The sequence below is a fragment of the Pseudarthrobacter arbutini genome (assembly GCF_054510915.1).
Genome location: NZ_JBTNDQ010000008.1, coordinates 85725 through 107712, shown reverse-complemented (window position 1 = coordinate 107712; position 21988 = coordinate 85725). Strand labels below are relative to the sequence as shown.

21 protein-coding genes are annotated in these 21988 nt (G+C 66.1%); 16 read left to right on the top strand and 5 right to left on the bottom strand.

Annotated features, from left to right (window positions below; all coding sequences use genetic code 11):
• Positions 1-33: 33 nt before the first annotated feature.
• Genes ACX80V_RS10935 through ACX80V_RS10925 form a run of 3 tightly spaced genes read left to right on the top strand, consistent with a single transcriptional unit; the run spans position 34 to position 4097 of the window.
• Positions 34-1842: a proline--tRNA ligase gene (locus ACX80V_RS10935; protein WP_252600019.1), complete on the top strand. Its 1809-nt coding sequence runs from the start codon at positions 34-36 to the stop codon at positions 1840-1842.
• Positions 1843-1851: 9 nt separating this feature from the next.
• Complete coding sequence (locus ACX80V_RS10930; protein WP_485843138.1) at positions 1852-2646, top strand: sulfite exporter TauE/SafE family protein; 795 nt, start codon at positions 1852-1854, stop codon at positions 2644-2646.
• A 53-nt stretch (positions 2647-2699) separates the two neighbouring features.
• Positions 2700-4097, top strand: coding sequence for a pyridoxal phosphate-dependent decarboxylase family protein (locus ACX80V_RS10925; protein ID WP_485843137.1), 1398 nt, complete (start codon positions 2700-2702; stop codon positions 4095-4097).
• 20 nt (positions 4098-4117) lie between these two features.
• Here ACX80V_RS10925 and ACX80V_RS10920 read toward each other — a convergent pair whose 3' ends face one another.
• From ACX80V_RS10920 to ACX80V_RS10910, 3 genes are read right to left on the bottom strand one after another with little or no spacing between them, the layout of a single operon-like run.
• Positions 4118-5149, bottom strand: a complete 1032-nt coding sequence (locus ACX80V_RS10920; protein WP_485843136.1) for an aminoglycoside phosphotransferase family protein — start codon at positions 5147-5149, stop codon at positions 4118-4120.
• Positions 5146-5874, bottom strand: a complete 729-nt coding sequence (locus ACX80V_RS10915) for a VIT1/CCC1 transporter family protein (RefSeq protein ID WP_485843135.1) — start codon at positions 5872-5874, stop codon at positions 5146-5148. Before ACX80V_RS10915 ends, ACX80V_RS10920 begins: the two co-directional genes overlap by 4 nt.
• Positions 5875-5925: 51 nt before the next feature.
• On the bottom strand, positions 5926-7086 hold the full coding sequence (locus ACX80V_RS10910) for a DUF4439 domain-containing protein (protein WP_485843134.1): 1161 nt from the start codon (positions 7084-7086) through the stop codon (positions 5926-5928).
• Positions 7087-7192: 106 nt separating this feature from the next.
• On the opposite strand from ACX80V_RS10910, the gene rimP reads away from it, so the two are divergent.
• The 5 genes from rimP to rbfA all read left to right on the top strand — a co-directional run bounded on the left by rimP (position 7193) and on the right by rbfA (position 13159).
• Entirely contained in the window at positions 7193-7807 is a 615-nt protein-coding gene (rimP, locus tag ACX80V_RS10905) for a ribosome maturation factor RimP (protein WP_104063108.1), read from the top strand.
• Positions 7807-8787 carry a transcription termination factor NusA gene (gene nusA, locus ACX80V_RS10900; protein WP_058929500.1) on the top strand — a complete coding sequence of 327 codons (981 nt, stop codon included), beginning with the start codon at positions 7807-7809 and terminating at the stop codon, positions 8785-8787. Before rimP ends, nusA begins: the two co-directional genes overlap by 1 nt.
• A 187-nt stretch (positions 8788-8974) precedes the next feature.
• Positions 8975-9337 (top strand): YlxR family protein, encoded by a 363-nt coding sequence (locus tag ACX80V_RS10895; RefSeq protein WP_485843133.1) that lies wholly within the window; start codon positions 8975-8977, stop codon positions 9335-9337.
• A 152-nt stretch (positions 9338-9489) separates the two neighbouring features.
• A complete protein-coding gene (gene infB, locus ACX80V_RS10890; RefSeq protein ID WP_485843132.1) occupies positions 9490-12405 on the top strand; it encodes a translation initiation factor IF-2 in 2916 nt (971 codons plus the stop codon).
• A 244-nt stretch (positions 12406-12649) separates the two neighbouring features.
• Positions 12650-13159, top strand: a complete 510-nt coding sequence (gene rbfA / locus ACX80V_RS10885; RefSeq protein ID WP_485843131.1) for a 30S ribosome-binding factor RbfA — start codon at positions 12650-12652, stop codon at positions 13157-13159.
• 81 nt (positions 13160-13240) lie between these two features.
• Here rbfA and ACX80V_RS10880 read toward each other — a convergent pair whose 3' ends face one another.
• A complete protein-coding gene (locus ACX80V_RS10880; RefSeq protein ID WP_485843130.1) occupies positions 13241-14383 on the bottom strand; it encodes a ScyD/ScyE family protein in 1143 nt (380 codons plus the stop codon).
• A 171-nt stretch (positions 14384-14554) separates the two neighbouring features.
• On the opposite strand from ACX80V_RS10880, the gene ACX80V_RS10875 reads away from it, so the two are divergent.
• Positions 14555-15040, top strand: coding sequence for a nucleoside deaminase (locus tag ACX80V_RS10875; protein ID WP_058929495.1), 486 nt, complete (start codon positions 14555-14557; stop codon positions 15038-15040).
• Positions 15041-15055: 15 nt separating this feature from the next.
• Here ACX80V_RS10875 and ACX80V_RS10870 read toward each other — a convergent pair whose 3' ends face one another.
• Positions 15056-16216, bottom strand: a complete 1161-nt coding sequence (locus tag ACX80V_RS10870; protein WP_485843129.1) for a pyridoxal phosphate-dependent aminotransferase — start codon at positions 16214-16216, stop codon at positions 15056-15058.
• Positions 16217-16312: 96 nt separating this feature from the next.
• On the opposite strand from ACX80V_RS10870, the gene truB reads away from it, so the two are divergent.
• The 7 genes from truB (at position 16313) to rpsO (ending at position 21931) form a co-directional block, all read left to right on the top strand.
• Entirely contained in the window at positions 16313-17296 is a 984-nt protein-coding gene (gene truB, locus ACX80V_RS10865) for a tRNA pseudouridine(55) synthase TruB (protein WP_485843128.1), read from the top strand.
• Positions 17297-17298: 2 nt separating this feature from the next.
• Positions 17299-17652, top strand: coding sequence for a hypothetical protein (locus tag ACX80V_RS10860; protein WP_248761780.1), 354 nt, complete (start codon positions 17299-17301; stop codon positions 17650-17652).
• Position 17653: 1 nt separating this feature from the next.
• Positions 17654-18112, top strand: coding sequence for a hypothetical protein (locus ACX80V_RS10855; protein WP_485843127.1), 459 nt, complete (start codon positions 17654-17656; stop codon positions 18110-18112).
• 185 nt (positions 18113-18297) lie between these two features.
• Positions 18298-19281: a bifunctional riboflavin kinase/FAD synthetase gene (locus tag ACX80V_RS10850; RefSeq protein WP_485843126.1), complete on the top strand. Its 984-nt coding sequence runs from the start codon at positions 18298-18300 to the stop codon at positions 19279-19281.
• A 40-nt stretch (positions 19282-19321) separates the two neighbouring features.
• Positions 19322-20176, top strand: a complete 855-nt coding sequence (gene kynA / locus ACX80V_RS10845) for a tryptophan 2,3-dioxygenase (RefSeq protein ID WP_485843125.1) — start codon at positions 19322-19324, stop codon at positions 20174-20176.
• A gap of 8 nt (positions 20177-20184) precedes the next feature.
• Positions 20185-21432 carry a kynureninase gene (gene kynU, locus ACX80V_RS10840; RefSeq protein ID WP_485843209.1) on the top strand — a complete coding sequence of 416 codons (1248 nt, stop codon included), beginning with the start codon at positions 20185-20187 and terminating at the stop codon, positions 21430-21432.
• Between the two features lie 229 nt (positions 21433-21661).
• Positions 21662-21931, top strand: a complete 270-nt coding sequence (gene rpsO / locus ACX80V_RS10835) for a 30S ribosomal protein S15 (RefSeq protein WP_056348417.1) — start codon at positions 21662-21664, stop codon at positions 21929-21931.
• Positions 21932-21988: the final 57 nt, after the last annotated feature.

The window sequence follows — 21988 nt, the reverse complement described above, 5'->3', positions numbered from 1 at the left end:
AGCAGCTACTCCCCAGAAACGGATAACCCACCCGTGGTCACAAGAATGTCCAAGCTTTTCCTGCGCACCTTGCGTGAAGATCCCGTCGACGCTGAGGTCGCCAGCCACAGGCTCCTGGTCCGGGCCGGCTACATCCGCCGCGCGGCGCCCGGCATCTACACCTGGCTTCCGCTGGGGCTGAGTGTGCTGCGCAAGGTCGAGGCCGTCGTCCGCGAGGAAATGGACGCCATCGGTGCCCAGGAAGTCCACTTCCCGGCGCTGCTGCCGCGAGAGCCCTACGAGGTCACCAACCGCTGGACCGAATACGGCGAAGGTCTGTTCCGGCTCCAGGACCGTAAGGGTGCCGACTACCTGCTGGCCCCCACGCACGAGGAAATGTTCACGCTTCTGGTCAAGGACCTGTACTCGTCCTACAAGGACCTGCCCCTGAGCCTGTATCAGATCCAGAACAAATACCGCGACGAAGCACGCCCCCGCGCGGGCCTGCTGCGCGGCCGCGAGTTCATCATGAAGGATTCCTACTCCTTCGACGTGGACGACGCAGGCCTGGACGCCAGCTACGCCGCCCACCGTGGCGCCTACCTGAAGATCTTTGCGCGCCTGGGCCTGGAAGTCATTCCCGTTGCGGCCACCGCCGGCGCCATGGGTGGGTCCAAGAGCGAAGAGTTCCTGCACCCCACCGAGATCGGCGAAGACACTTTCGTGCGCTCCGCCGGCGGCTATGCAGCCAACGTTGAGGCCGTAACCACCGTTGTTCCGGCCGACATCGACTTCAGCAACGCCCCTGCCGCCGAGGTCCTCGATACTCCGAACACTCCCACCATCGACACGCTGGTTGCCGCGTCCAACGAACTGGCTCCCCGGAGCGAGGCCGACGGCGGCGCGTGGACTGGCGCCGACACCCTCAAGAACGTGGTTCTTGCCGTCACCCTGCCCACTGGTGAGCGCCAGCTTGTGGTCATCGGCCTGCCGGGTGACCGCGGCGTTGACTTGAAGCGCGTGGAAGCCAACATCGGTTCCTTCCTACCCATCGGCGGCGAGATCACGCTCGAAGCAGCCAACGACGACGACCTCAAGAAGCAGCCCCTCATCGTCAAGGGCTACCTTGGACCCGGCCTGACGCTGGACCAACCCCTGCTGGGCAGCGAAAGCTCAACCAAGCTCCTCTACCTGGTGGATCCCCGCGTTGTCAGCGGCACGGCCTGGATCACCGGGGCCAACGAAGCAGGAAAGCACGTGTACGGCCTGGTCGCCGGCCGCGACTTCACCTGGGACGGCGTCATCGAGTGCACCGACGTCCGCGAGGGTGACCCGGCCCCGGACGGCTCCGGTCCGCTGGAGACGGCCCGAGGCATCGAAATGGGCCACATCTTCCAGCTGGGCCGCAAGTACGCTGAGGCCCTCGAGCTGAAGGTCCTGGACCAGAACGGCAAGCAGGTGGTGGTTACCATGGGCTCCTACGGTGTTGGTGTCACCCGCGCCGTCGCCGCACTGGCCGAATCCAACCACGATGACAAGGGTCTGGTCTGGCCCCGCGCCGTTGCCCCCGCCGATGTCCATGTAGTGGCTGTCGGCCGCGGCGAGGAAATCTTTGCCACCGCCGAGCAGCTGGCCCTGGAACTCGAGGCCGCCGGCCTGGACGTCATCTACGATGACCGGCCGAAGGTCTCCCCGGGCGTAAAGTTCGGCGACGCGGAACTCGTCGGCGTCCCCACCATCCTGGCCGTCGGCCGCGGCCTGGTGGACGGCGTTGTCGAGATCAAGGACCGCCGCAGCGGCGAAGCGGAGAACGTGGCCGTGGACAAGGCCGTTGACTATGTGGTCACCGCCGTCCGCAGCTGACCTGCGGCGGTGATTTCCGGGTTCGAGTCGATCCAGCTCACCACAATCATCCTGATTGTGGTGGCTGGATTTGCTGCCGGCTGGGTGGACGCCGTGGTGGGCGGCGGCGGTCTGCTCCAGCTGCCGGCCATGCTGCTGGTACCCGGGATTACGCCGGTCCAGGCCTTGGCCACCAACAAGATGGGGTCAATTTTCGGCACCGCCACCAGTGCGGTGACGTTCTACGGGCGGGTGAAACCGGACCTTCGGACAGCCGTGCCCATGGCGGTGATCGCCCTTGCCGGGAGCTTCGCCGGGGCGGTGCTGGCTGCCACGCTGCCGGCGAGTGTCTTCAAGCCGGTCATCGTGGTGGCGCTGGTCGTCGTGGCGCTTTTTACGGCGCTGAAGCCCAACGTCGGTGACCTCACCGTGCTGCGGCACGATGGCCGCACGCACTACGTGGTGGCATGCATGATCGGGGCCGTGATTGGCTTCTATGACGGCCTGATTGGTCCGGGCACCGGCTCCTTCCTCATCATCGCGCTCGTCTCGGCGATGGGCTATGCCTTCCTGGAGGCAAGCGCCAAAGCCAAGATCGTGAACATGGCCACCAACGCCGGCGCCCTGCTGTTCTTCCTGCCCCATGGGTCAATCCTCTGGGGTGTCGGGCTGCTGCTGGGCCTGGCCAACATGGCGGGCGGCTACCTGGGCGCGCGGACTGCCGTGAAGCAGGGAAGCCGCTTCATCCGCGTTGTATTCCTGCTGGTGGTGGGCGCCCTGATCATCAAACTCGGCGTCGACGTTTGGCAGGAAAACTTCGCCTGACCGGGGTGGCGGAACCCTCGCAGCGGCTGCCCGGCCGGGCGTACTATGCAGGTATGTCCGCAGGCGGGGAACCCTATTCGGAAGCATTGTCAGTCGCGGCCCGTCGCGCCGCCGAGTGGCTGGCGAGCCTGCCGGACAGGCACGTCGGGCCCGCCCAAAGCGCCCACGATCTCGCGGCTGACTTCGGCGGACCCCTCCCGGAGCAGGGCATGCCTGCCGCAGCTGTGGTGGAGTACCTGGCGGACAAGGCCGAACCGGGGCTGATGGCCATGCCCTCCGGGCGCTTTTTCGGCTGGGTGATCGGCGGGACCCTGCCTGCCGCCCTGGCCGCGGACTGGCTGGTCAGCGCCTGGGACCAGAACTCGGGCCTGCGTTACGCCACCCCCGCCATAGCCGCCATCGAAGAAGGGGCCGGCCACTGGCTGCTGGACCTTCTCGGGCTGCCGGCGGAATCCGACGTCGGCTTCACCACGGGTGCCACCATGGCCAACTTCACCGGGCTGGCCGCTGGCCGGTGGCGGTTGCTGGCCGATGCCGGCTGGGACCTCGACGGCGATGGCCTGGCCGGCGCCCCTCGGATCAGGTGCTTTGTGGGCCAGGAGCGCCACGAGACCATTGACCTGGGCCTGCGGTATCTCGGCCTCGGCCGGCCCGTGGCGGTCCCCGCAGATGCCCAAGGCAGGCTCCTGGCGGTGGAGCTGGACCGGCTGCTGTCGGAAGGGTCCGGGCCCGCGCTGGTCTGTCTCCAGGCCGGCAACCTCCACTCCGGAGCTTTCGACCCCTTCGACGCGGCCATCGAGGTTGCCCGGCGGCACGGTGCTTGGGTGCATGTGGACGGCGCGTTCGGGCTGTGGGCCGCGGCCGTGCCGGAATTCGTGGACCTCACCCACGGCATGGAGCTGGCCGATTCGTGGGGGACCGACGCGCACAAGACGCTCAACGTCCCGTATGACTGCGGTATTGCCATCGTCAGGGATTCTGCAGCGCTGCGCAGCGCCATGGGACTGCAGCACACCAGCTACCTGATCCACGACGTCGAGGGCCCGGGCGACCCGTTCGAAAAAGCGCCGGAGCTGTCCCGCCGCGGCCGTGGAGTATCGGTGTGGGCCGCCCTCCGCTCCCTGGGGCGGGACGGCGTGGCAGCCCAGGTCCGCGGGCTCGCCGACGCCGCTTCGCAGATCGGCAGCCGCCTGGCCGACGTGGACGGTGTCGAGGTGCTCAACACCGTGGACTACACGCAGGTTTCGCTCGCCTTCGGGGACGATGCCACCACGCGCGCCGTGACAGCCCGGGTGATCGAGGACGGCAAGGTCTGGATGTCGGGTTCACGCTGGCAGGGCAGGGATGTCCTGCGCGTCTCGGTCAGCAACTGGAGCACTGACGCGGACGACGTCGGCACTGCCGTCGAGGCGGTCAGCTCCGCTTTGTCGGCTGTGCGGGCAGCAGGCTGACCGCCTGCGAGGCACCCGCCTCACCCGCCGCCCTGCCCCGGCTCAGGCAGGGCGTGCGCAGAGGGGAGACCATCGAGGGTCCGCCCGGCAAGGGTGCTGGCCACCCAGAGTGACCGGGCCAGATCTCCCTGGTGGCGCGGCAAGGACGCGTAGCAGAGGGCGTTCTCCACTTCGCGTGCCACGGCCCACTGGCGCGCAGCTTCGGCGTCGAGGCCGGCCGCGGCGCTGAAGTCCTGGCACCGCCGCCTCAACCCTCCGGCCGGATCGCTCCGGGGCAGGTCGCCGAGGCGGTTCCACAGCAGCGGTGCCACAGCGAACTCCGGTTCGCCGATCATGGGCTGCGGGTCGATGGCGACGAAGGCCTCCCCGGGCAGCCCTCCGCTGATGGTGTGGGGCCGGGCCAGGATGTTCAGGAAATGCAGGTCCGTATGGACCAGGACATCGCGGCCCGAGCGGCGGCCAACGGCGCCGCGGGTCTGGCAGACTTCCAGGGCCGCCTCCAGTAGCCAGCGCGGGAACGGGCGGCCCTGCTGTTCCCAGTCGGCGGGCAGGTCATCGCTCCATTGTTCGGCCCGCCCGGCGATGTGATCGAACTCCTGCCACTGCGGCCGGCCGTCCGGCACCAGGCCCAACTGCCGCATGGTGCTGCCCCACGCCACCGCCGCTTGATCCAGCGGAAGGGTCTGGAGCGAGGAGTCCGCATTCAGCCGCTCAAGCAGCATGGCGCACGTTCCGGCGTCGGATTCCAACAGCCGGACGGCGCCGGAGCCACCCCACAGCGCCAGCGCATGGCGTTCCACCCGTGCCTCATCGTGGGGAAACGCGATCTTGAGCGCCGCCGGAGTCCCGTCCGTCCGGCGGACTGGAACCACCACGCCGCCGTGGCCATGCCACGGGAGGGCACCGGCTTCCAGGTCAACAGCCAGTTCCCAATGCTCCAGCCGCCCCTGCACCAGTCCCGGGAGGGAGGAAAGCCAGGCCCGTCCCGCGCTGCTGTGGCTGTAACGCCCGCTGAGGGCTGGCGGGATCGGTACGCCAATCTGGACACTCACAGGACGCCGCTTGCGCCAAGCGCGTTGCCGATGGAGAACGTGGCAGCCAGGGCCAGAGCCCCGCCCGCCACCACCCGGGCGGCGGCCCGCACCTTCGAGCCACCGCCGATCCAGGCGCCCAGCGCTCCGGTGGCGGCGAGGGCCACCAGGACGGCCGCGAACGTCAGGGGGACCCGGATGTTCTCCGGTGGCAGCAGGATGGCGGCCATCGGCAGGATGGCGCCGGTGACGAACGCAATCGCCGAAGCAAAGGCTGCATTCCAGGGGCTCACAATGTCTGTTTCGTCGATGTTCAGTTCGGCGGAGAGGTGCGCGCCCAAGGCATCGTGGGCCGTCAGCTCCCGCGCTACTTTCCTTGCTGTGTCCAGGCTCAGGCCCTTGCCCTGGTAGATCGCCGCAAGTTCCTCCAGTTCTTCCTCGGGCTGTTCCTGCAGCTCCAGGCGTTCCTTTTCGATCAGGGCCTGCTGGCTGTCCTTCTGGCTGCTGACGGACACGTACTCGCCCAAGGCCATGGATATTGCTCCGCCCACCAAACCGGCCATGCCGGCGACGAGGATCGGTCCGGACTGCGTGGTGACACCGGCGACGCCCACCACGATTGCGGCGACCGAGACGATGCCATCATTGGCACCCAGCACGCCGGCTCGTAGCCAGTTCAGGCGCTGAGCGACGTCGTTTTGGTGGGGCTCATTCTCATGAAGGGCGGGGGCGCCGGCACTGTCCATGCCTCCAGCAAAGCATTAGTGCCTGCGCCTGGCCAGTGTGCCGTGCCTTGGCTACGAATTGCCGGGAGTGCTGGTTGTGGAAGTCCCCGGAGTTGATACAGGCTCCGGCAGTGGCGGCAGGAGTGCTTCGTCCAGGACCAGGCCGGGGACCGGGCCTGGCGACGCACGCCAATGGACGGTCCGCCGGGCCGCCGACTGAAGTGCCGAGAGTGCCCATACGCGTTCGCGCCCCTCGCTGAGCGCCACCACGTCGCCGAGTACCGGAAGTGTCCCCGACTCCAGGGTTCCCAGCCCATCTGCAGGGTCGGCCAGGAACGCCTGGCTCAGGACATAGCCGGGCTGCCTCGGGGGTACCGTGGCGCAGCGGGACCTGCCCATGGCCTCCGCTTCGCCCCGGAGGACGCCGTGCTGGGCTAGGAAGGTCGACGCCGGAGCAGCGGACTCGGAGTTAAGCCTGGTCAGCGCGGCCTGGTACGCGTAGACCAGTTCCAGCTCGCTCTCCACGGCTAGGGCCAAGGCTGAGCCGAGGTCCACGCCAGTGCTGGCGGCGGGGTCGGCTGCTTCGCTGGCACAGCTGGCGGCTACTGAAGCCGAAACAGGCAGGGTGGGCGCCGGCGATGCGGGGGAGGAGGGGCCAGAACCCGGAAGTGCAGCCAACGCGATCCCGGTCGCCGAGGCCAGGTCCTCTGCAGCCAGAAGCTGGGCAGTTCCGGTGCCGGCGAGAAGGCGGGCCATGCCGCCGTCGGCCGTTTCGGCATCGTGGAGCCGCTTTGCCCCGCTTGCCTGGAGGGCAGCGGCGAAGTCCGCGGTGGTCGACGGCGGCGTGACGGTGGTCAGCGCCGTGGACGGGGCAGGGACGGGGGCAGTAGCCGCACGGTCCAGGGCAGGATCGCTGGCCGCATCAGCCGGCAGCATCAACGCCCGGGCCTGGACAGTCAGCAAAGTCACAATCCGGGCCAGGGCGGCCGCTTGTGGGGCCGGCGCAGTGGCGCCTGCAGTGCCTTCGAGGTCCAGGCCAGCGGCCCTGAGGGTCAGGGAATCCGCGAACGCGGATGCCCTTGCCTGCTCGGAAAACGGCGGCGCCGCAGGCGGGGACGGTTCGCGGGGGATGAGCACCAATCCGAGGCTCACCACCAGAAGGGCGGCCAGCGCAAAAACGGCGTACTGAAAATAACGCCTGCGGCGGCCGGTTTCCTGCGTGTCGTCTTTCACAACAGACCATGTTCTCACGCCTGATGCGAGCCTTCGTGCACCACTATGGCCGGAAAATCGTTAGGCTAGTAGTCACAACATCATCTATTGGAAGGCGGCCGGCATCGTGAGTAATGCAGAAGCCACGACTTCATCAGACGCTACCGGAACGGGTACCGCTGTTGCTGCGCCCGCCAACAATCCCGAAGCCGTCAGGCTCCGGGCGCTGCTGGAACCGGCGGTCCAGGCCAACCGCCTGTACCTCGAGGACGTATCCATCCTGGCCGGTTCACACCGCGTGGTCCACGTGGTGGTTGACCTGCCGCAGGAGGAAACCGGCGGCGTAAACCTCGATGTCATCGCGGACATCTCCAGGGTCCTCTCCGACGTCCTGGACAATGATCCCGCAGACGACGGGCGCCCCTACGACCTCGAGGTTTCCTCCCCTGGCGTCGCGCGTCCCCTCACCGAAGTCCGGCACTGGCACCGCGCCCGGGGCCGTATGGTCAAGGTCAACGTCATCCAGGGCGAAAACGTCACCGGCAGGGTCCAGTCCGTGGACGATTCCGGCGTCACCATCATCCCGGAGATCGCCGTCAAGAAGGGCATGAAGCCCAAGCAGGGCGAGCCCCAGATTCTTCCTTTCGACAGGATCCGCAACGGAAAAGTCGAGATCGAATTCAGCCACCTCGAAGAAGCTGGTCTGGAACCTGAGCACAATGGACCTTCTGAGGAGGCCTGATGGATATTGACATGAGCGCGCTGAGACTACTGGAGCGTGAGCGCGAGATTCCGCTGGACCTCCTGATCCCCACCATCGAGCAGGCGCTCCTGGTGGCGTACCACAAATCGCCCGGCGCCTTCGAGAAGGCCCGGGCCGAGCTGGACCGCAAGAGCGGCCACGTAACCATCTGGGCAGTGGAGATCGACGACGACGGCGCCCCCATCGGCGAGTTCGAGGACACGCCTGCCGGCTTCGGCCGTATCGCGGCGAGCACCGCACGCCAGATCATCCTGCAGCGCCTGCGCGACGTCGAGGACGACGCCATCCTGGGTGAGTTCAAGGGCCGCGAGGGTGAACTTGTGGCCGGCCTGATCCAGCAGGGCAACAACCCGCACATGATCCAGGTCAACCTGGGTTCGGTGGAGGCCCTGCTGCCGCCGCCCGAACAGGTGCCGGGGGAGAAGTACATCCACGGCAACCGGCTCCGCGCCATCGTTATCGATGTCCACCGCGGCACCAAGGGCCCGTCCGTCACCCTGTCCCGTTCACACCCGGGCCTCGTCCGGAAGCTCTTCGAACTGGAGGTCCCGGAGATCGCGGACCGCTCTGTGGAGATCGTGGCACTGGCCCGCGAGGCCGGCCACCGTACCAAGATCGCGGTCAAGGCCCACACCCAGGGCATCAACGCCAAGGGCGCCTGCATCGGCGAAATGGGTTCCCGCGTCCGCGCCGTTATGACGGAACTGAACGACGAAAAAATCGACATCGTCGACTTCAGCGAGGATCCGGCAACGTTTATTGCCAGTGCACTTTCCCCCTCGCGTGTGAATTCGGTCACCATCGTGGACGAGGCCACCCGCTCCGCGCGTGTGGTGGTCCCGGACTACCAGCTCTCGCTGGCCATCGGCAAAGAGGGCCAGAACGCCCGGCTGGCGGCCAAGCTGACGGGCTGGCGAATCGATATCGTCTCGGACGCTGCCCCGGCGCGCGAAAGCTAATCCGGTTCCGGGGCGGCGGCCGGCGGCGGATACCTTCGGCCGAAGCCCCGGTTTCGGGCAGAACTGCCCCGAGGGGCTAGAATAGACATGACCGCGCCTAACGGCCGGTATTCGTGTGCCCTGAGTGTTCCCGTTCCGCCGATGTGCGGTGGGGGGCTGAGGGCCAGCAGTTATGAACGTCAGGAAGATGCTCACCGTGGCAGAAGTGCTTCACACCGAGGATCAACCGCAGCGTACCTGCATCGGATGCCGGAAAAAGGCTTCGCGGTCTGAATTACTCCGGCTCGTCGCCGAAGGCAGCGGCTCCACCGCAGTGCTGGTAGACGAACGACGCCGGATGGCTGGCAGGGGTGCATGGCTGCACCCCAGCGAAGCGTGCCTGGCCCTGGCGGTCAAGCGGCGAGCATTCGGAAGGGCCCTCAATGGGGCAACCGGGTCCACCGCCGTCGAACGCCGGATCATGGCAGGCAAGCAGGATGCCAGCCCGTTGCAGGTACCCCTGGTAGCTGCAGCAAAAACCGTCCAACCTGAAAGCGGGTCAGAAAACTGATGGAAACCCGATGAGTTCCCAGCGATGAGTGCGCAACGATGACAAATTTGTTGCGCTCTGCAATGGGCCCTGTAGTTGCAACCGCGGCTGGGGCCCGCAGTAAGAAGTAGACGGTTCGTGCCTGGCTCGGTGCGGACCGAGACAGGAGAAATGTGGCCAAGGTCCGCGTACACGAGCTTGCTAAAGAGCTCGGTATTACTTCCAAAGATGCAGTAACCAAACTGCAGGAACTGGGCGAATTCGTTCGCTCCGCCTCTTCAACCATTGAGGCCCCGGTGGTGCGGAAACTCCGCAACGCCTACCCCGACGCAGCTGCCAAGACCGCAGCTCCGGCAGCCGCGCCCAAGGCGCCTGCCCCGTCGGCCGACACACGACCCGCAGCACCTGCTCCGGGCCCCGCAGCTCCCTCAGCCCCGGCAGCACCAGCTGCTGCGGCTCCGGCTGCACCCGCTGCCGTTTCCGCAGCTCCGGCAGCACCTGCCGCAGCACCGGTTGCGTCAGCCCCGGCCGCAAGCGCACCGTCCACCGGCGCCAAGCCCGGTGCCCGTCCGGCACCGAAGGCTGAAGCCCCGGCCGCACCGACCCGCTCTGGCGGATCAACACAGGGTGGTTCGCAGGGCGGCTCCGCACCGCGTCCCGGCGGTCCCCGTCCGGGCAACAACCCGTTCGCCACGTCCCAGGGTATGCCCCGCGGCCGCGGTGGCGACGGAGAGCGTGCTCCCCGTCCGGGTAACAACCCGTTCGCTCCTTCGCAGGGCATGCCCCGCGCGGGTGGAAGCCGTCCCGACGGCGACCGTCCGGGTGGTCCGCGTCCCGCAGCCGGTGCCGGTGGTCCCCGTCCGGGTGGTCCGCGTCCCGCAGCCGGTGCCGGTGGCCCCCGTCCCGGTGGTCCGCGTCCCGCAGCAGGCGCCGGCGGTCCCCGTCCGGCAGGTGCCGGTGGAAACCGTCCTACTCCGGGCATGATGCCCAACCGCACTGAGCGTCCCGCACCCGCTGGTGCAGGTCGTCCCGGTGGCGGCGCCCGTGGTCCCGGACGTCCGGGTGGCGCTCCAGGCACCGGTGGCGCACCGGGTGCCGGTGGCGGCGCTCCGGCCGGCGGTGGCTTCGGCAAGGGTGGCCGCGGTCGCGGTGGCACTCAGGGTGCTTTCGGTAAGGGCGGCGCAGGCCGCGGCAAGCAGCGCAAGTCGAAGCGTGCCAAGCGCCAGGAACTCGAGCAGATGAGTGCCCCGTCGCTGGGTGGCGTGAGCGTACCCCGCGGCGACGGCAACACCGTAGTCCGGCTTCGCCGTGGCTCGTCCATTACGGACTTCGCCGACAAGATCGAGGCAAACCCCGCAGCACTGGTGACGGTCCTCTTCCACCTCGGCGAAATGGCCACGGCCACGCAGTCGCTGGATGAAGAGACCTTCGCACTGCTCGGCGAGGAGCTTGGCTACAAGCTCCAGGTTGTCTCGCCGGAGGACGAGGAGCGCGAGCTGCTCTCCGGCTTCGACATCGACTTCGAAGCAGAACTCGAAGCCGAAGGCGACGAAGACCTCGAGGCACGTCCTCCGGTTGTCACCGTTATGGGCCACGTTGACCACGGTAAAACCCGCCTGCTCGATGCCATCCGCAAGTCCGACGTTATGGCGGGCGAACACGGCGGCATCACGCAGCACATCGGTGCTTACCAGGTCACGCACACCCACGAAGACATCGATCGTAAGATCACCTTCATCGATACTCCGGGCCACGAGGCGTTCACCGCCATGCGTGCCCGTGGTGCGAAGGTCACCGACATCGCCATCCTGGTGGTCGCAGCGGACGACGGCGTAATGCCGCAGACCGTTGAGGCACTCAACCATGCGCAGGCAGCAAATGTGCCGATCGTGGTGGCTGTGAACAAGATCGACAAGGAAGGCGCCAACCCGGAGAAGGTCCGCGGCCAGCTGACCGAGTACGGCCTGGTTCCCGAAGAATACGGTGGCGACACCATGTTCGTGGAGGTCTCTGCCCGCCAGAACCTCAACATTGACGAGCTGCTCGAGGCTGTCCTGCTCACCGCGGACGCTGCCCTGGACATGCGCGCCAACCCGAACAAGGACGCCCGCGGTATCGCGATCGAAGCCAACCTGGACAAGGGCCGCGGTTCCGTGGCCACCGTCCTGGTGCAGTCCGGCACCCTGCGTGTCGGTGACACGATCGTGGCCGGTACGGCTCACGGCCGCGTCCGCGCCATGTTCGACGACGACGGCAGTGTCCTGACCGAGGCCGGCCCGTCCCGCCCCGTGCAGGTTCTGGGTCTCTCCAACGTGCCGCGCGCCGGCGACACCTTCTTTGTGACCGCTGACGAGCGCACCGCCCGCCAGATCGCCGAGAAGCGTGAAGCAGCCGACCGCAACGCCGCCCTCGCCAAGCGTCGCAAGCGCATCAGCCTGGAAGACTTCGACCAGGCCGTTGCCGACGGCAAGATCGACACCCTCAACCTCATCCTCAAGGGTGACGTGTCCGGTGCCGTGGAAGCCCTCGAAGACGCACTGCTCAAGATCGACGTCGGCGAAGGCGTGCAGCTGCGCGTCATCCACCGCGGCGTTGGTGCTATCACGCAGAACGACGTCAACCTTGCAACGGTCGACAGCGCCGTTATCATCGGCTTCAACGTCAAGCCTGCCGAGCGGGTTGCCGAACTGGCAGACCGCGAAGGCGTGGACATGCGCTTCTACTCCGTCATCTACGCAGCAATCGATGACATCGAGATGGCCCTCAAGGGCATGCTCAAGCCGGAGTACGAAGAGGTCCAGCTGGGCACCGCCGAGGTCCGCGAAGTCTTCCGCTCTTCCAAGTTCGGAAACATCGCCGGTTCCATCGTTCGCTCGGGCATCATCCGACGCAACACGAAGGCCCGCATCAGCCGCGACGGCAAGATCATCGGTGAGAACCTCACCGTTGAGACGCTCAAGCGCTTCAAGGACGACGCCACTGAGGTCCGCACGGACTTCGAGTGTGGTATCGGTCTTGGTTCGTTCAACGACATCACCGAGGGCGACATCATCGAGACCTTCGAGATGCGCGAAAAGCCGCGCGTTTAGTCTGAGCTCTATAGGTGCGGGGCCGTTGGGATTTTTCCGGCGGCCCCGCCCCTTCGCTGGGTGGCCAACGTCTTACGACGTCGGCCACCCAGCTCCGGTAGGCCCGATGCCACTCCCAGGCCGCCGGAAAAAACCCAACGGGAGTCCGTCGTAGACTCGCCATAGGCGCGTGGCACGAAAACCCAACAGTTGTGCGGGCACCGTTCCGGCGCCGTCGTACATCCCAAATTTTTTAGGAGTGGAAATGGCTGATCCCGCACGGGCTGCCAAGTTGGCGCAGCGGATTAAGGTTGTTGTTGCTGAGGCCTTGGGCCGGAAGGTTAAGGATCCTCGGCTGGAGGGCATTACTGTTACCGATGCCCGGGTGACCAATGACCTGCAGCATGCCACGATCTACTACACCGTTTTCGGCGACCAGGCTGTGCAGGCCGATGCTGCCAAGGGCCTGGAGAAGGCCAAGGGTGTGCTCCGCCAGGAGGTGGGGCGCAACGTGACCGTCCGCCTGACGCCGACGCTGGAATTTGTGGCGGACCAGATCCCCGTCGTTGCCTCAAACCTGGAGGACCTGCTCCGGGCCGCCAAGAAGCGCGACGCCGAGGTGGCTGCCCTGGCCGAAAACGCCAAGCACGCCGGCGACGCCGATCCGTACAAGAGCGACATTCCCGCGGACGTCGAGATTGACGAGGATGACTTCGACGAAGAGGACCTTGACCTCAGCGACGACGACGAACTCGAAGAAGACAGCAACAAGTAGCCGTCCGACATGAGGGAAGGCCCGGACGGCAACTGCGGTCCGGGCCTTCCTGCGTCTGCCAGGATTACTTCCCGACAGGGTCTACCTGATATCGGCCTCGATGACCCGGCCTGCCGGTGGAGCCGGTGGAGCCGGTGGAGCCGTCGGATCGCCGAGGGCATCGACTGTGGCGTACAGAGTGCTGCCGCTGATCTCAACATCAGCCGGGGTATTTTCTGCCAGGAACTGCGACTGCTTGCCGCTCCAGGCATCGATTTTTATGATCTCCCCGCCGAACATGGATGCCACGTAGACGTCTCCGTTGTCGGCGACGGCAAGGCCCGTGGGACTCAGGATGCCCTCAGCCCACAGCTTCGTGGCGCCGGTCCACGGATTGACCCTAAAGATCGCCCCGCGGGCACCCAGGGAAGGATCTTCCGGACCGCCCGGCAGGGACGATACGTAGAGCCAGCCGTCAGGCCCGATCTCGACGTCGGTGGGAACTGGTTCGAAGGCGTACTCAAAGCCCACGCAGCCCGGGACCCCCTGGGCAGCCGCAGCGTCCGCGGTAATGGTTGCCGGTCGGGGCGGCAGCACCGCCAAAGTGGAGACCGCGCCCGTCGCCACGTTGACCTTGATGATGGTGTTTGCTCCGGCATCGGCCACGTACACCGTGTTGTCTGACACTGCCGTTGCATAGGGGTGCGAGTCTATGGTGCCGGTGTACTGGGCGGGCGGCGCATTCTCAATAGCCGAAGCTTGCGCAAGGCATTCCGCACTGGCGTCCGGTCCGAAGCCGTAGTGCTGGAATCCGTCCGGATTGCTGGTGCGCTCAAGCGCTGCCAGGTCTGCGACCGTCCTGACTTCACCACCAACGTTGATCGACTTCAGATAGCCCTTCAGCGCGTCTGGAACCCCTCCGCCGGCACCAAGGCTCTCCACGAAGAACGTCGTCTCTCCGCTCGTTTCCACACCGCCAACGCTCCAGCCCGGATTCGTATAGAGATCCGTCATAGGTTCGTGGTCGTGGCCATCGTCGTCGTCCTTAATACGGCTGAGGGTGCCGGCGAAGGTCTGGGTGACCAGGACTGTCTCGTCGGTACCGAGGGCCAGTCGAAGCGGGGAGAGAAGCCCTTCGGCCAGAACTTCCGGCGTGGATGGACTACTGTCGGCCGCTGCGGGGCTGGCCGGAACAAGCATGGCCGCGACGGCCAGGCAGGCAACCAGGGTGGTTTTTCTGTACATTGCATACTCCGGAGTTGAAGAGCACCCCACGGCGGGGCCTGGCAACGAGACCAAAGTGAAGGCGGACCTGAACTTCCCCCCATGCCTAGGCTAGTCCTGAGGCCGGACGAAGTGGCGGGCTTTTCCCCCTAATGTGCCCCCTAATCCTCGCTCCGTGGCTAGGATCTAGTTATGACGCAGGCGAGCGACAACCACGAGGCCACCCGATACCTGGAACAGGCCATTGAGCTGGCTGTCCGGAACGTCTCCGACGGTGGCGGCCCGTTCGGCGCGCTGGTAGTGACCCCGGATGGGCGGGTCCATGAAGGCACTAACCGGGTCACCCGGGACAACGACCCCACCGCGCATGCCGAAGTGGTGGCAATCCGCGCTGCGGCAGCCGCAGGCGCCACGTTCGACCTGAGCGGCGCCGTGCTCTACACCAGCTGCGAGCCGTGCCCGCTGTGCCTGTCAGCCGCGCTGTGGGCGCGGATTGATCGCGTCTATTTTGCGGCCGACCGCCATGGTGCAGCCGCGGCCGGTTTCGACGACGCCGTGTTCTACGAGTATTTCAACGGCACTCGTCCGGAACTTCTGCCGGTCGCCCAAACCGCTATTCCGGCGTCGGACGCTCCGTTTGACGCGTGGCGCCGCAACACGAAACGCAAGGATTACTAACCAGGTGCCGGGTCATTAATCCACGCGTTCAGGCAGCCTGCCGACACCCTCCACCAAGTCGTTGCGGGTACCGCACAGCGCGATCCGCACCCAGCCCTCGCCGATCGAGCCAAATGCAGTTCCCGGCGCAAGCGCAACGCCGGAATCGGCCAGGAACCTGCGGGCCCAGCTGCGGACGTCCCCGTCGCTGACATGGGAGACGTTGGCCCAAAGATAGAAGGCTCCCTGTGCACTCAGGTACGGGATTCCCTTGGCCTCCAGCACTGCTGAGGCCGCGTCCCGGTTGGCCCGGTAGTGGTCATGGGCGTGACGGACGTAGTCCTGCGGGCCTGTCAAAGCCGCGAGCGCTGCATACTGCGACGGCGAGGCAACGCAGGAGACAATCGCTTCCATCACGTTGTTCATCTTCTGCTCCAGCCCCGGCGGACAGACCAGGGCGCCGATCCTCAGGCCGGTGAGGCCGTACGTCTTCGAGAGAGTCAGCGACGTGAACACGCGCGCCTCGCCGGGCACGTCGCTGTCGAACCGGGCCGGGCTGACGTGGGGTACGTCGTAAGTGAAGGCCTCGTAGCATTCGTCGGAAATGATCCAGAGATCGCGCTTGCGGGCCAGGTCCACAAGTTGCCGGGTCAGGTCCGCGCCGAGGACGGCGCCCAGCGGGTTGGACGGTGAATTCAGGATGAGCACCCGGGTCCGGTCCGTGATGAGCGCTTCAATGTCCTGGATCCGCGGCTGGAAGTCGTGCTCGGGATACAGCGGGTAGCCCACCGGCACGGCATTCAGGAGCCGGCTGGTCATGGCGAACGTGGGGTAGCCGGGGTTCGGGATCAGGATCTCGTCGCCGGGGGAGAGCAGGAGGCTCATGGCGAAGTGCAGGCCCTGCTGAGCGCCGTCCACCACGTAGACGCGCTCGGCACCGAGGCTGGTGAGTCCGGCGCGTTCACGGAACCGGGTGGCGAACGCTTTACGGAGGGCCGGGATGCCGGCGTTGGGGGTGTAATTCGTTTCGTCCCGGTCGAGGCACGCCATGCCGGCTTCCAGGATGTGGCGGGGGAGCGCGAAGCCCGGCTCGCCGATGCTCAGCACGATGGCCCCGGGAGTATGCCAGGCGGCCTCGGTGATTTCGCGGATCTGGTTGACGGGGACGTCGCGCGCGTGCGCCGCAAGCTCAGGCATGGATGCCATCCTAGCCGCCACCCGCGCACCTGGGCGGGGGGCTGCGGGCAGGGCGTGTGGGCAAGGGCCGCGGCCAGCGCCGATATACTGGGAAGCGTGCTTTCTGGACTGGTGATAGTGGACAAACCGCAGGGATGGACCAGCCATGATGTGGTTGGTCGGATGCGGCGTCTCGCCGGGACCCGGAAAGTGGGGCACGCCGGCACCCTTGATCCCATGGCTACCGGCGTCCTGGTGGTCGGCATTAACAAGGCCACCCGGCTCTTGACCTACATCGTGGGCACGTCCAAGACGTACACGGCAACGATCCGGTTGGGCCAGTCCACTATCACGGACGACGCCGAAGGTGACGTGATTGCCGCCGTCAGTGCCGCCGCCGTCGCCGATGAAGCAATTCACGACGGCGTCGCCGCCCTCACGGGTGAAATCCAGCAGGTGCCCAGCAGCGTCAGCGCCATTAAAGTCAACGGTGAACGCGCCTACGCCCGGGTCCGCTCCGGTGAAGAGGTAAAGCTCGCGGCGCGCCCGGTCACCATCCACCGTTTCGAAGTTCACGCCATCAACCGGGAAGCGGGCGTCGACGTCGTGGACATTGATGTCACGGTTGAGTGCTCATCCGGTACCTATATCCGCGCCCTCGCCCGTGACCTCGGCGACGGGCTGGGAGTGGGCGGCCACCTGACCGCCCTCCGCCGGACCCACGTTGGCCCGTACTCGCTGGACCAGGCCCGGACGTTGGAACAGCTGGCCGAGGAGCTGAATGTCCTGGAGATGTCCCAGGCTGCCCGGGCACTGATGCCTAACCGCGAACTCACAGCGGAGGAGGCCACCGAGATTTCCTTCGGACGCCGGATCGCAGCGGGATCGGAAGCAGGAGATCCCGCGGCTGCCACCACTGAGCACCCCGCGGCAGCGTTCGCGCCGGACGGCAGCCTCGTGGCGCTCCTGGCGGACTCGGGCAACTTTGCCAAGCCCGTTCTGGTATTCGCGCCGGGCAACGGTGCGTCCGAAAAAACTGCGCCCCGGAATGCTATGCCCGAGAATGTTGTGCCGGAAGATGCTGCGGGCGGGGACGCCTAGGCATGGACGCCTATTTCTACATCATCCTGGTGGTCGGCCTGCTCTCCAGCGGAATCTGCCTCGGCGCCGGCATCCTGAAAAAAGCCCCCAACGACCTCACCATCCTGTCCGTTGCCGCCGTCGAGCTGGCACTGCTGGTTTACCTCGTGGGTTCGATCGTGCGGGTGATCGCGGGCGAACCGATTGCCGGGGAAGCCTGGGAATTCTGGGGATACCTGGCCACGGCGATGCTCCTGCCGCCGGCAGCCGTGTACTGGTCCATCCTGGAACGGACCCGCTGGAGCAACTTTGTCCTCGCCGCCGTCGGTGTCACGGCCTTGGTGATGGCCGCCCGCATGAACCAGATCTGGTACTGAAATGGAAGAAGTACGCAACGTGAAAGCACCCCGTTCCGAAGCAGCCCGTGCCAAGGCCGGCGTCAAGGACACTCGGAACACCGGCCCCGGACGCCTGCTCATCGCCGTCTATGCAGTGTTTGCCATTTCGGCCACCGCACGCGCCGGTTACCAGATCCTGACCAAGTTCTCCGAAGCCCCGCTCGCCTACCTGCTTTCCGCGTTCGCGGCGCTGGTCTACGTTGTGGCAACGGTGTCCCTGGCCAAGCCCGGCCGCACCTGGTTCAAGATCTCGCTGGCCGCCGTCCTGGTGGAGCTTGTCGGAGTGTTGGTGGTGGGGGCGTTGAGCGTGTTTGATTCTGTGGCGTTCCCGCATGAGACCGTCTGGTCCCTTTTTGGCCGGGGGTACGCGTTCATTCCGCTGCTGCTGCCTGTCCTTGGACTGGTGTGGCTGTACCGGCGGCGGCCGAACCAGCAGTAGACCGCACCAGCAGCAAACAGCACCAGCGATCGGCCGCCGCGGTCGGGCCTCCGGACATGTCCGCGCGTGCCATCCAGTTGGCCCGGCGCCGTCCGGCCGCAGTACTGAATGCGGGTAATCTTAGAGAGTTCCGGCGCCGGTGCGTTCGGAGAGATGTCAATTTTAGGCAGTAAAAGGCGAGGGTGATGGTCTACATCTGGAACGATCCGTCCGAGGTCCCGGCGGACTTTGGTCCCTCCGTTGTCACTTTTGGCAACTTCGACGGCGTCCATCGCGGGCACCAGCAAGTGCTTTCCGAGCTCATCCGCTCGGCCCGCTTCAACGGGACGAAGGCCGTTGCCGTCACCTTTGACCCGCACCCGGCCCTGATCCACCGTCCGGAGTCCGCGCCCGAAATGATCATGGGCCTGCATGACAAACTGGTGGCATTAGGGGAGTTGGGCCTGGATGCCATTTTGGTGATGAAGTACTCGCTGAACCTGGCCAGCCTCACCCCTGAGGAATTTGTGGGCCAGGTCCTGGTGGACAGCCTGCACGCCAGCCACGTGGTGATCGGTCACGATTCCCGGTTCGGCCGCGGCAACTCCGGTGACCTTGACACTATGAAGCAGCTTGGCGAAAAGTTCGACTTCGACGTCCAGGTCATCAGCGAGTTCGGCTCGGAAGGCTACCCGCTGCATAACGACGGCGGCACGGACCGCCGCTGTTCCTCCACCTGGGTGCGTGAAGCATTGCAGGAGGGCGACGTCGCCACCGCCGCCGCGGTGCTGGGACGACCACACCGTATGCGCGGCGAGGTTGTACACGGCGCTGCCCGCGGCCGCGTACTCGGGTTCCCCACCGCAAACCTTGCCTACGAGGCCACCGGGTTCATCCCGGGGGACGGAATCTACGCCGGCTGGCTGGTGGACCAGGCGGGCACTCGCTGGCCGGCGGCCATCTCGGTGGGGTCCAATCCCACGTTCGACGGCGTCAGCCGCCAGGTCGAAGCCCATGTGATTGACCGTCCGCACGAGGCCGTGGAGGATTTCGATCTGTACGGCCAGACAGTAGTGGTCGAATTTGTGGCCCGGCTCCGCGGCATGGTGGCATACCGTGGGCCGGAGGCGCTTGTTGACCAGATGCGTCTGGACGTTATTCAGGCCCACGATCTCCTGGTGCGGCGCTGACCCGGTCCCACCCGCACCGAACACCCAGAGAGGCAGCACCGTGGCCGTCGAGAAGAACACCCGCAAACTGGACAAAGGCATAGTCCGCGATTTCAGTTCCCGGATGAGCTACGCGTCCTACCTCCAGCTGCCCACCCTGCTCAGTGCACAGCAACCTGTCAGCACGCCCGAACACCACGACGAGCTGCTGTTCATCATCCAGCACCAGACCACCGAGCTGTGGCTGAAGCTGGTGCTGCACGAGCTCCGCAGCGCCGCGGCCTGGCTGCGCGCAGACGATCTCGGCTCCGCGCTCAAAGGCATCGCCCGGGTCAAGCACATCCAAAAAACCCTGACGGAGCAATGGTCCGTCCTGGCCACGCTGACGCCCACGGAGTACTCCCAGTTCCGCGGGTTCCTGGGCAACTCCTCCGGATTCCAGTCCAGCCAATACCGGGCCGTGGAGTTTATCCTCGGCAACAAAAACCGCAACATGCTGCCGGTCTTCGAATCTGACCCCGAAGCGCACGCCATGCTGGAGGACGTGCTTAAGGCGCCCAGCATCTACGACGAGTTCCTGGCCTACCTGGCCCGGCAGGGCTTCGACGTGCCACAGTCCGTCCTGGAGCGGGACGTCACCCGTGCCCACGAGTTCTGCCCTGAGCTGGTGCCGCTGTTCAAGCACATCTACGAAAACGCCGCCGCTAACTGGGGTGCCTACGAGGCGTGCGAGGAACTGGTGGACCTTGAGGATAATTTCCAGCTCTGGCGGTTCCGGCACCTGCGAACCGTCCAGCGGACCATCGGGATGAAATCGGGAACCGGGGGATCCAGCGGCGCTGCCTTCCTGCAAAAGGCCCTTGAGCTCACCTTCTTCCCGGAACTGTTCGCGGTACGGACGGAGATCGGCCAGTGAGCAGCGCAATGGACGCGAACATGGAGAATCACGACGCCGCCGCTCTCCTTGAGCAGGCCGCGCAACTGGATGCAGGCGACCCGTTGGCGCGCTACCGCGGCCTCTTCATCGGGACGGACACGGACCTTTCCTACCTCGACGGCAATTCCCTGGGCCGCCCGCTGAAGCGGACACAACAGGACATCAGCACCTTTATCGGGGAAGGCTGGGGCGGCCGGCTCATCCGTGGCTGGGATGAGGAATGGCTGGACCTGCCCCAGACCATCGGCGATCAGCTGGGCCGCGCTGTCCTCGGCGCAGCCCCGGGCCAGACCGTCATCGCCGACTCAACCACGGTGGTGCTCTACAAACTGATCCGCGCCGCGCTGGCCACCGTGGCTGACCCCGTCCGCACAGAGATCGTCCTGGACACGGATAACTTCCCCACGGACCGCTACCTGGTCGAGGGCATCGCCCGCGAGGAAGGACTCACCCTGCGGTGGATCGAAGCCGATCCTGCGTCCGGGGTCACCGTCGAACAGGTGCGGGACGCAACCGGCCCGGCCACCGCCGTCGTACTTTTGAGCCACGTGGCCTACCGCTCAGGCTTCCTGGCCGACCTTCCGGGCATCACGGAAGTTGCACACAGCGCGGGGGCGCTGGTGGTCTGGGACCTGTGCCACTCCGCCGGATCCGTGGAGCTGGACCTGGACGGGGCAAACGTGGATTTTGCCGCGGGCTGCACCTACAAGTACCTCAACGGGGGACCGGGCTCGCCGGCGTTCGCCTACGTCAATCGCAGGCACCTGCCCGGTCTGAAACAGCCGATCTGGGGCTGGATGGGACGCAAGGACGCGTTCGAGATGGCCGCAGGCTACGAGCCCGCGCCCGGTATCCGGAGTTTCCTCAGCGGCACTCCGGCCATCTTCGGGATGTTGGCCATGCGCGGGACCCTGGACCTCATCGAAGAGGCCGGCATGGCTGCCATTAGGGAGAAGTCCCTGAAACTCACAGCCTACGCCGTGCAACTGTTTGAGGCGTGGCTGGAACCGGCGGGCGTGGAGCTGGCGTCGCCGCGAGAGCCGGAGCTTCGCGGGAGCCACATCACCCTGGATCATCCGGCGTTCCGGAACGTGACGGCGGCGCTGTGGGAACAGGACGTCATCCCGGACTTCCGCGCACCACACGGGATCCGCGTGGGGTTGTCGCCCTTGAGTACCAGCTTCGCGGAGCTGTTCCGGGGGATGGCCGCCATCCGGGATCAGCTCCGTCGCTGAGCCACGGGCATTTGGTGATGGCCTTTTGGGGCGGCCGCGGCTGACGGCGGCGGCTGTTTCGACAAGATTGCGGCGAGGCCGGTAAACTAGCAAATGGATCCGGCTGCAGTCCGTGGCGGCTGGTTCCTGCCATGTGTGGAAATTCCCTGGTTTCCGGGGGATTCCCGCGCGGGCAGACCCGGCAGTGAAGTACTGAATCGGGCCTCACGGCACATCTCTAGGAGTTATTGTGGCACTTGACGCCGCTGTAAAGCAGTCCATCATCCAGGATTTCGCAACGTCCGAGGGCGACACCGGTTCGCCGGAGGTCCAGGTTGCAGTCCTGACTCAGCGGATCAAGGATCTGACTGAGCACATGAAGGTGCACAAGCACGATTACCACACCCAGCGCGGTCTGCTGGCCATGGTTGGTCGTCGCAAGCGTATGCTCACCTACCTCAAGAACACTGACATCACCCGCTACCGTGCGCTCATCGAGCGTCTCGGCCTGCGCCGCTAGTCAGCTTTAAGGGGCGGCCCCTTCCGTGACGGAAAGGGCCGCCTTCTTCAGAAGAAA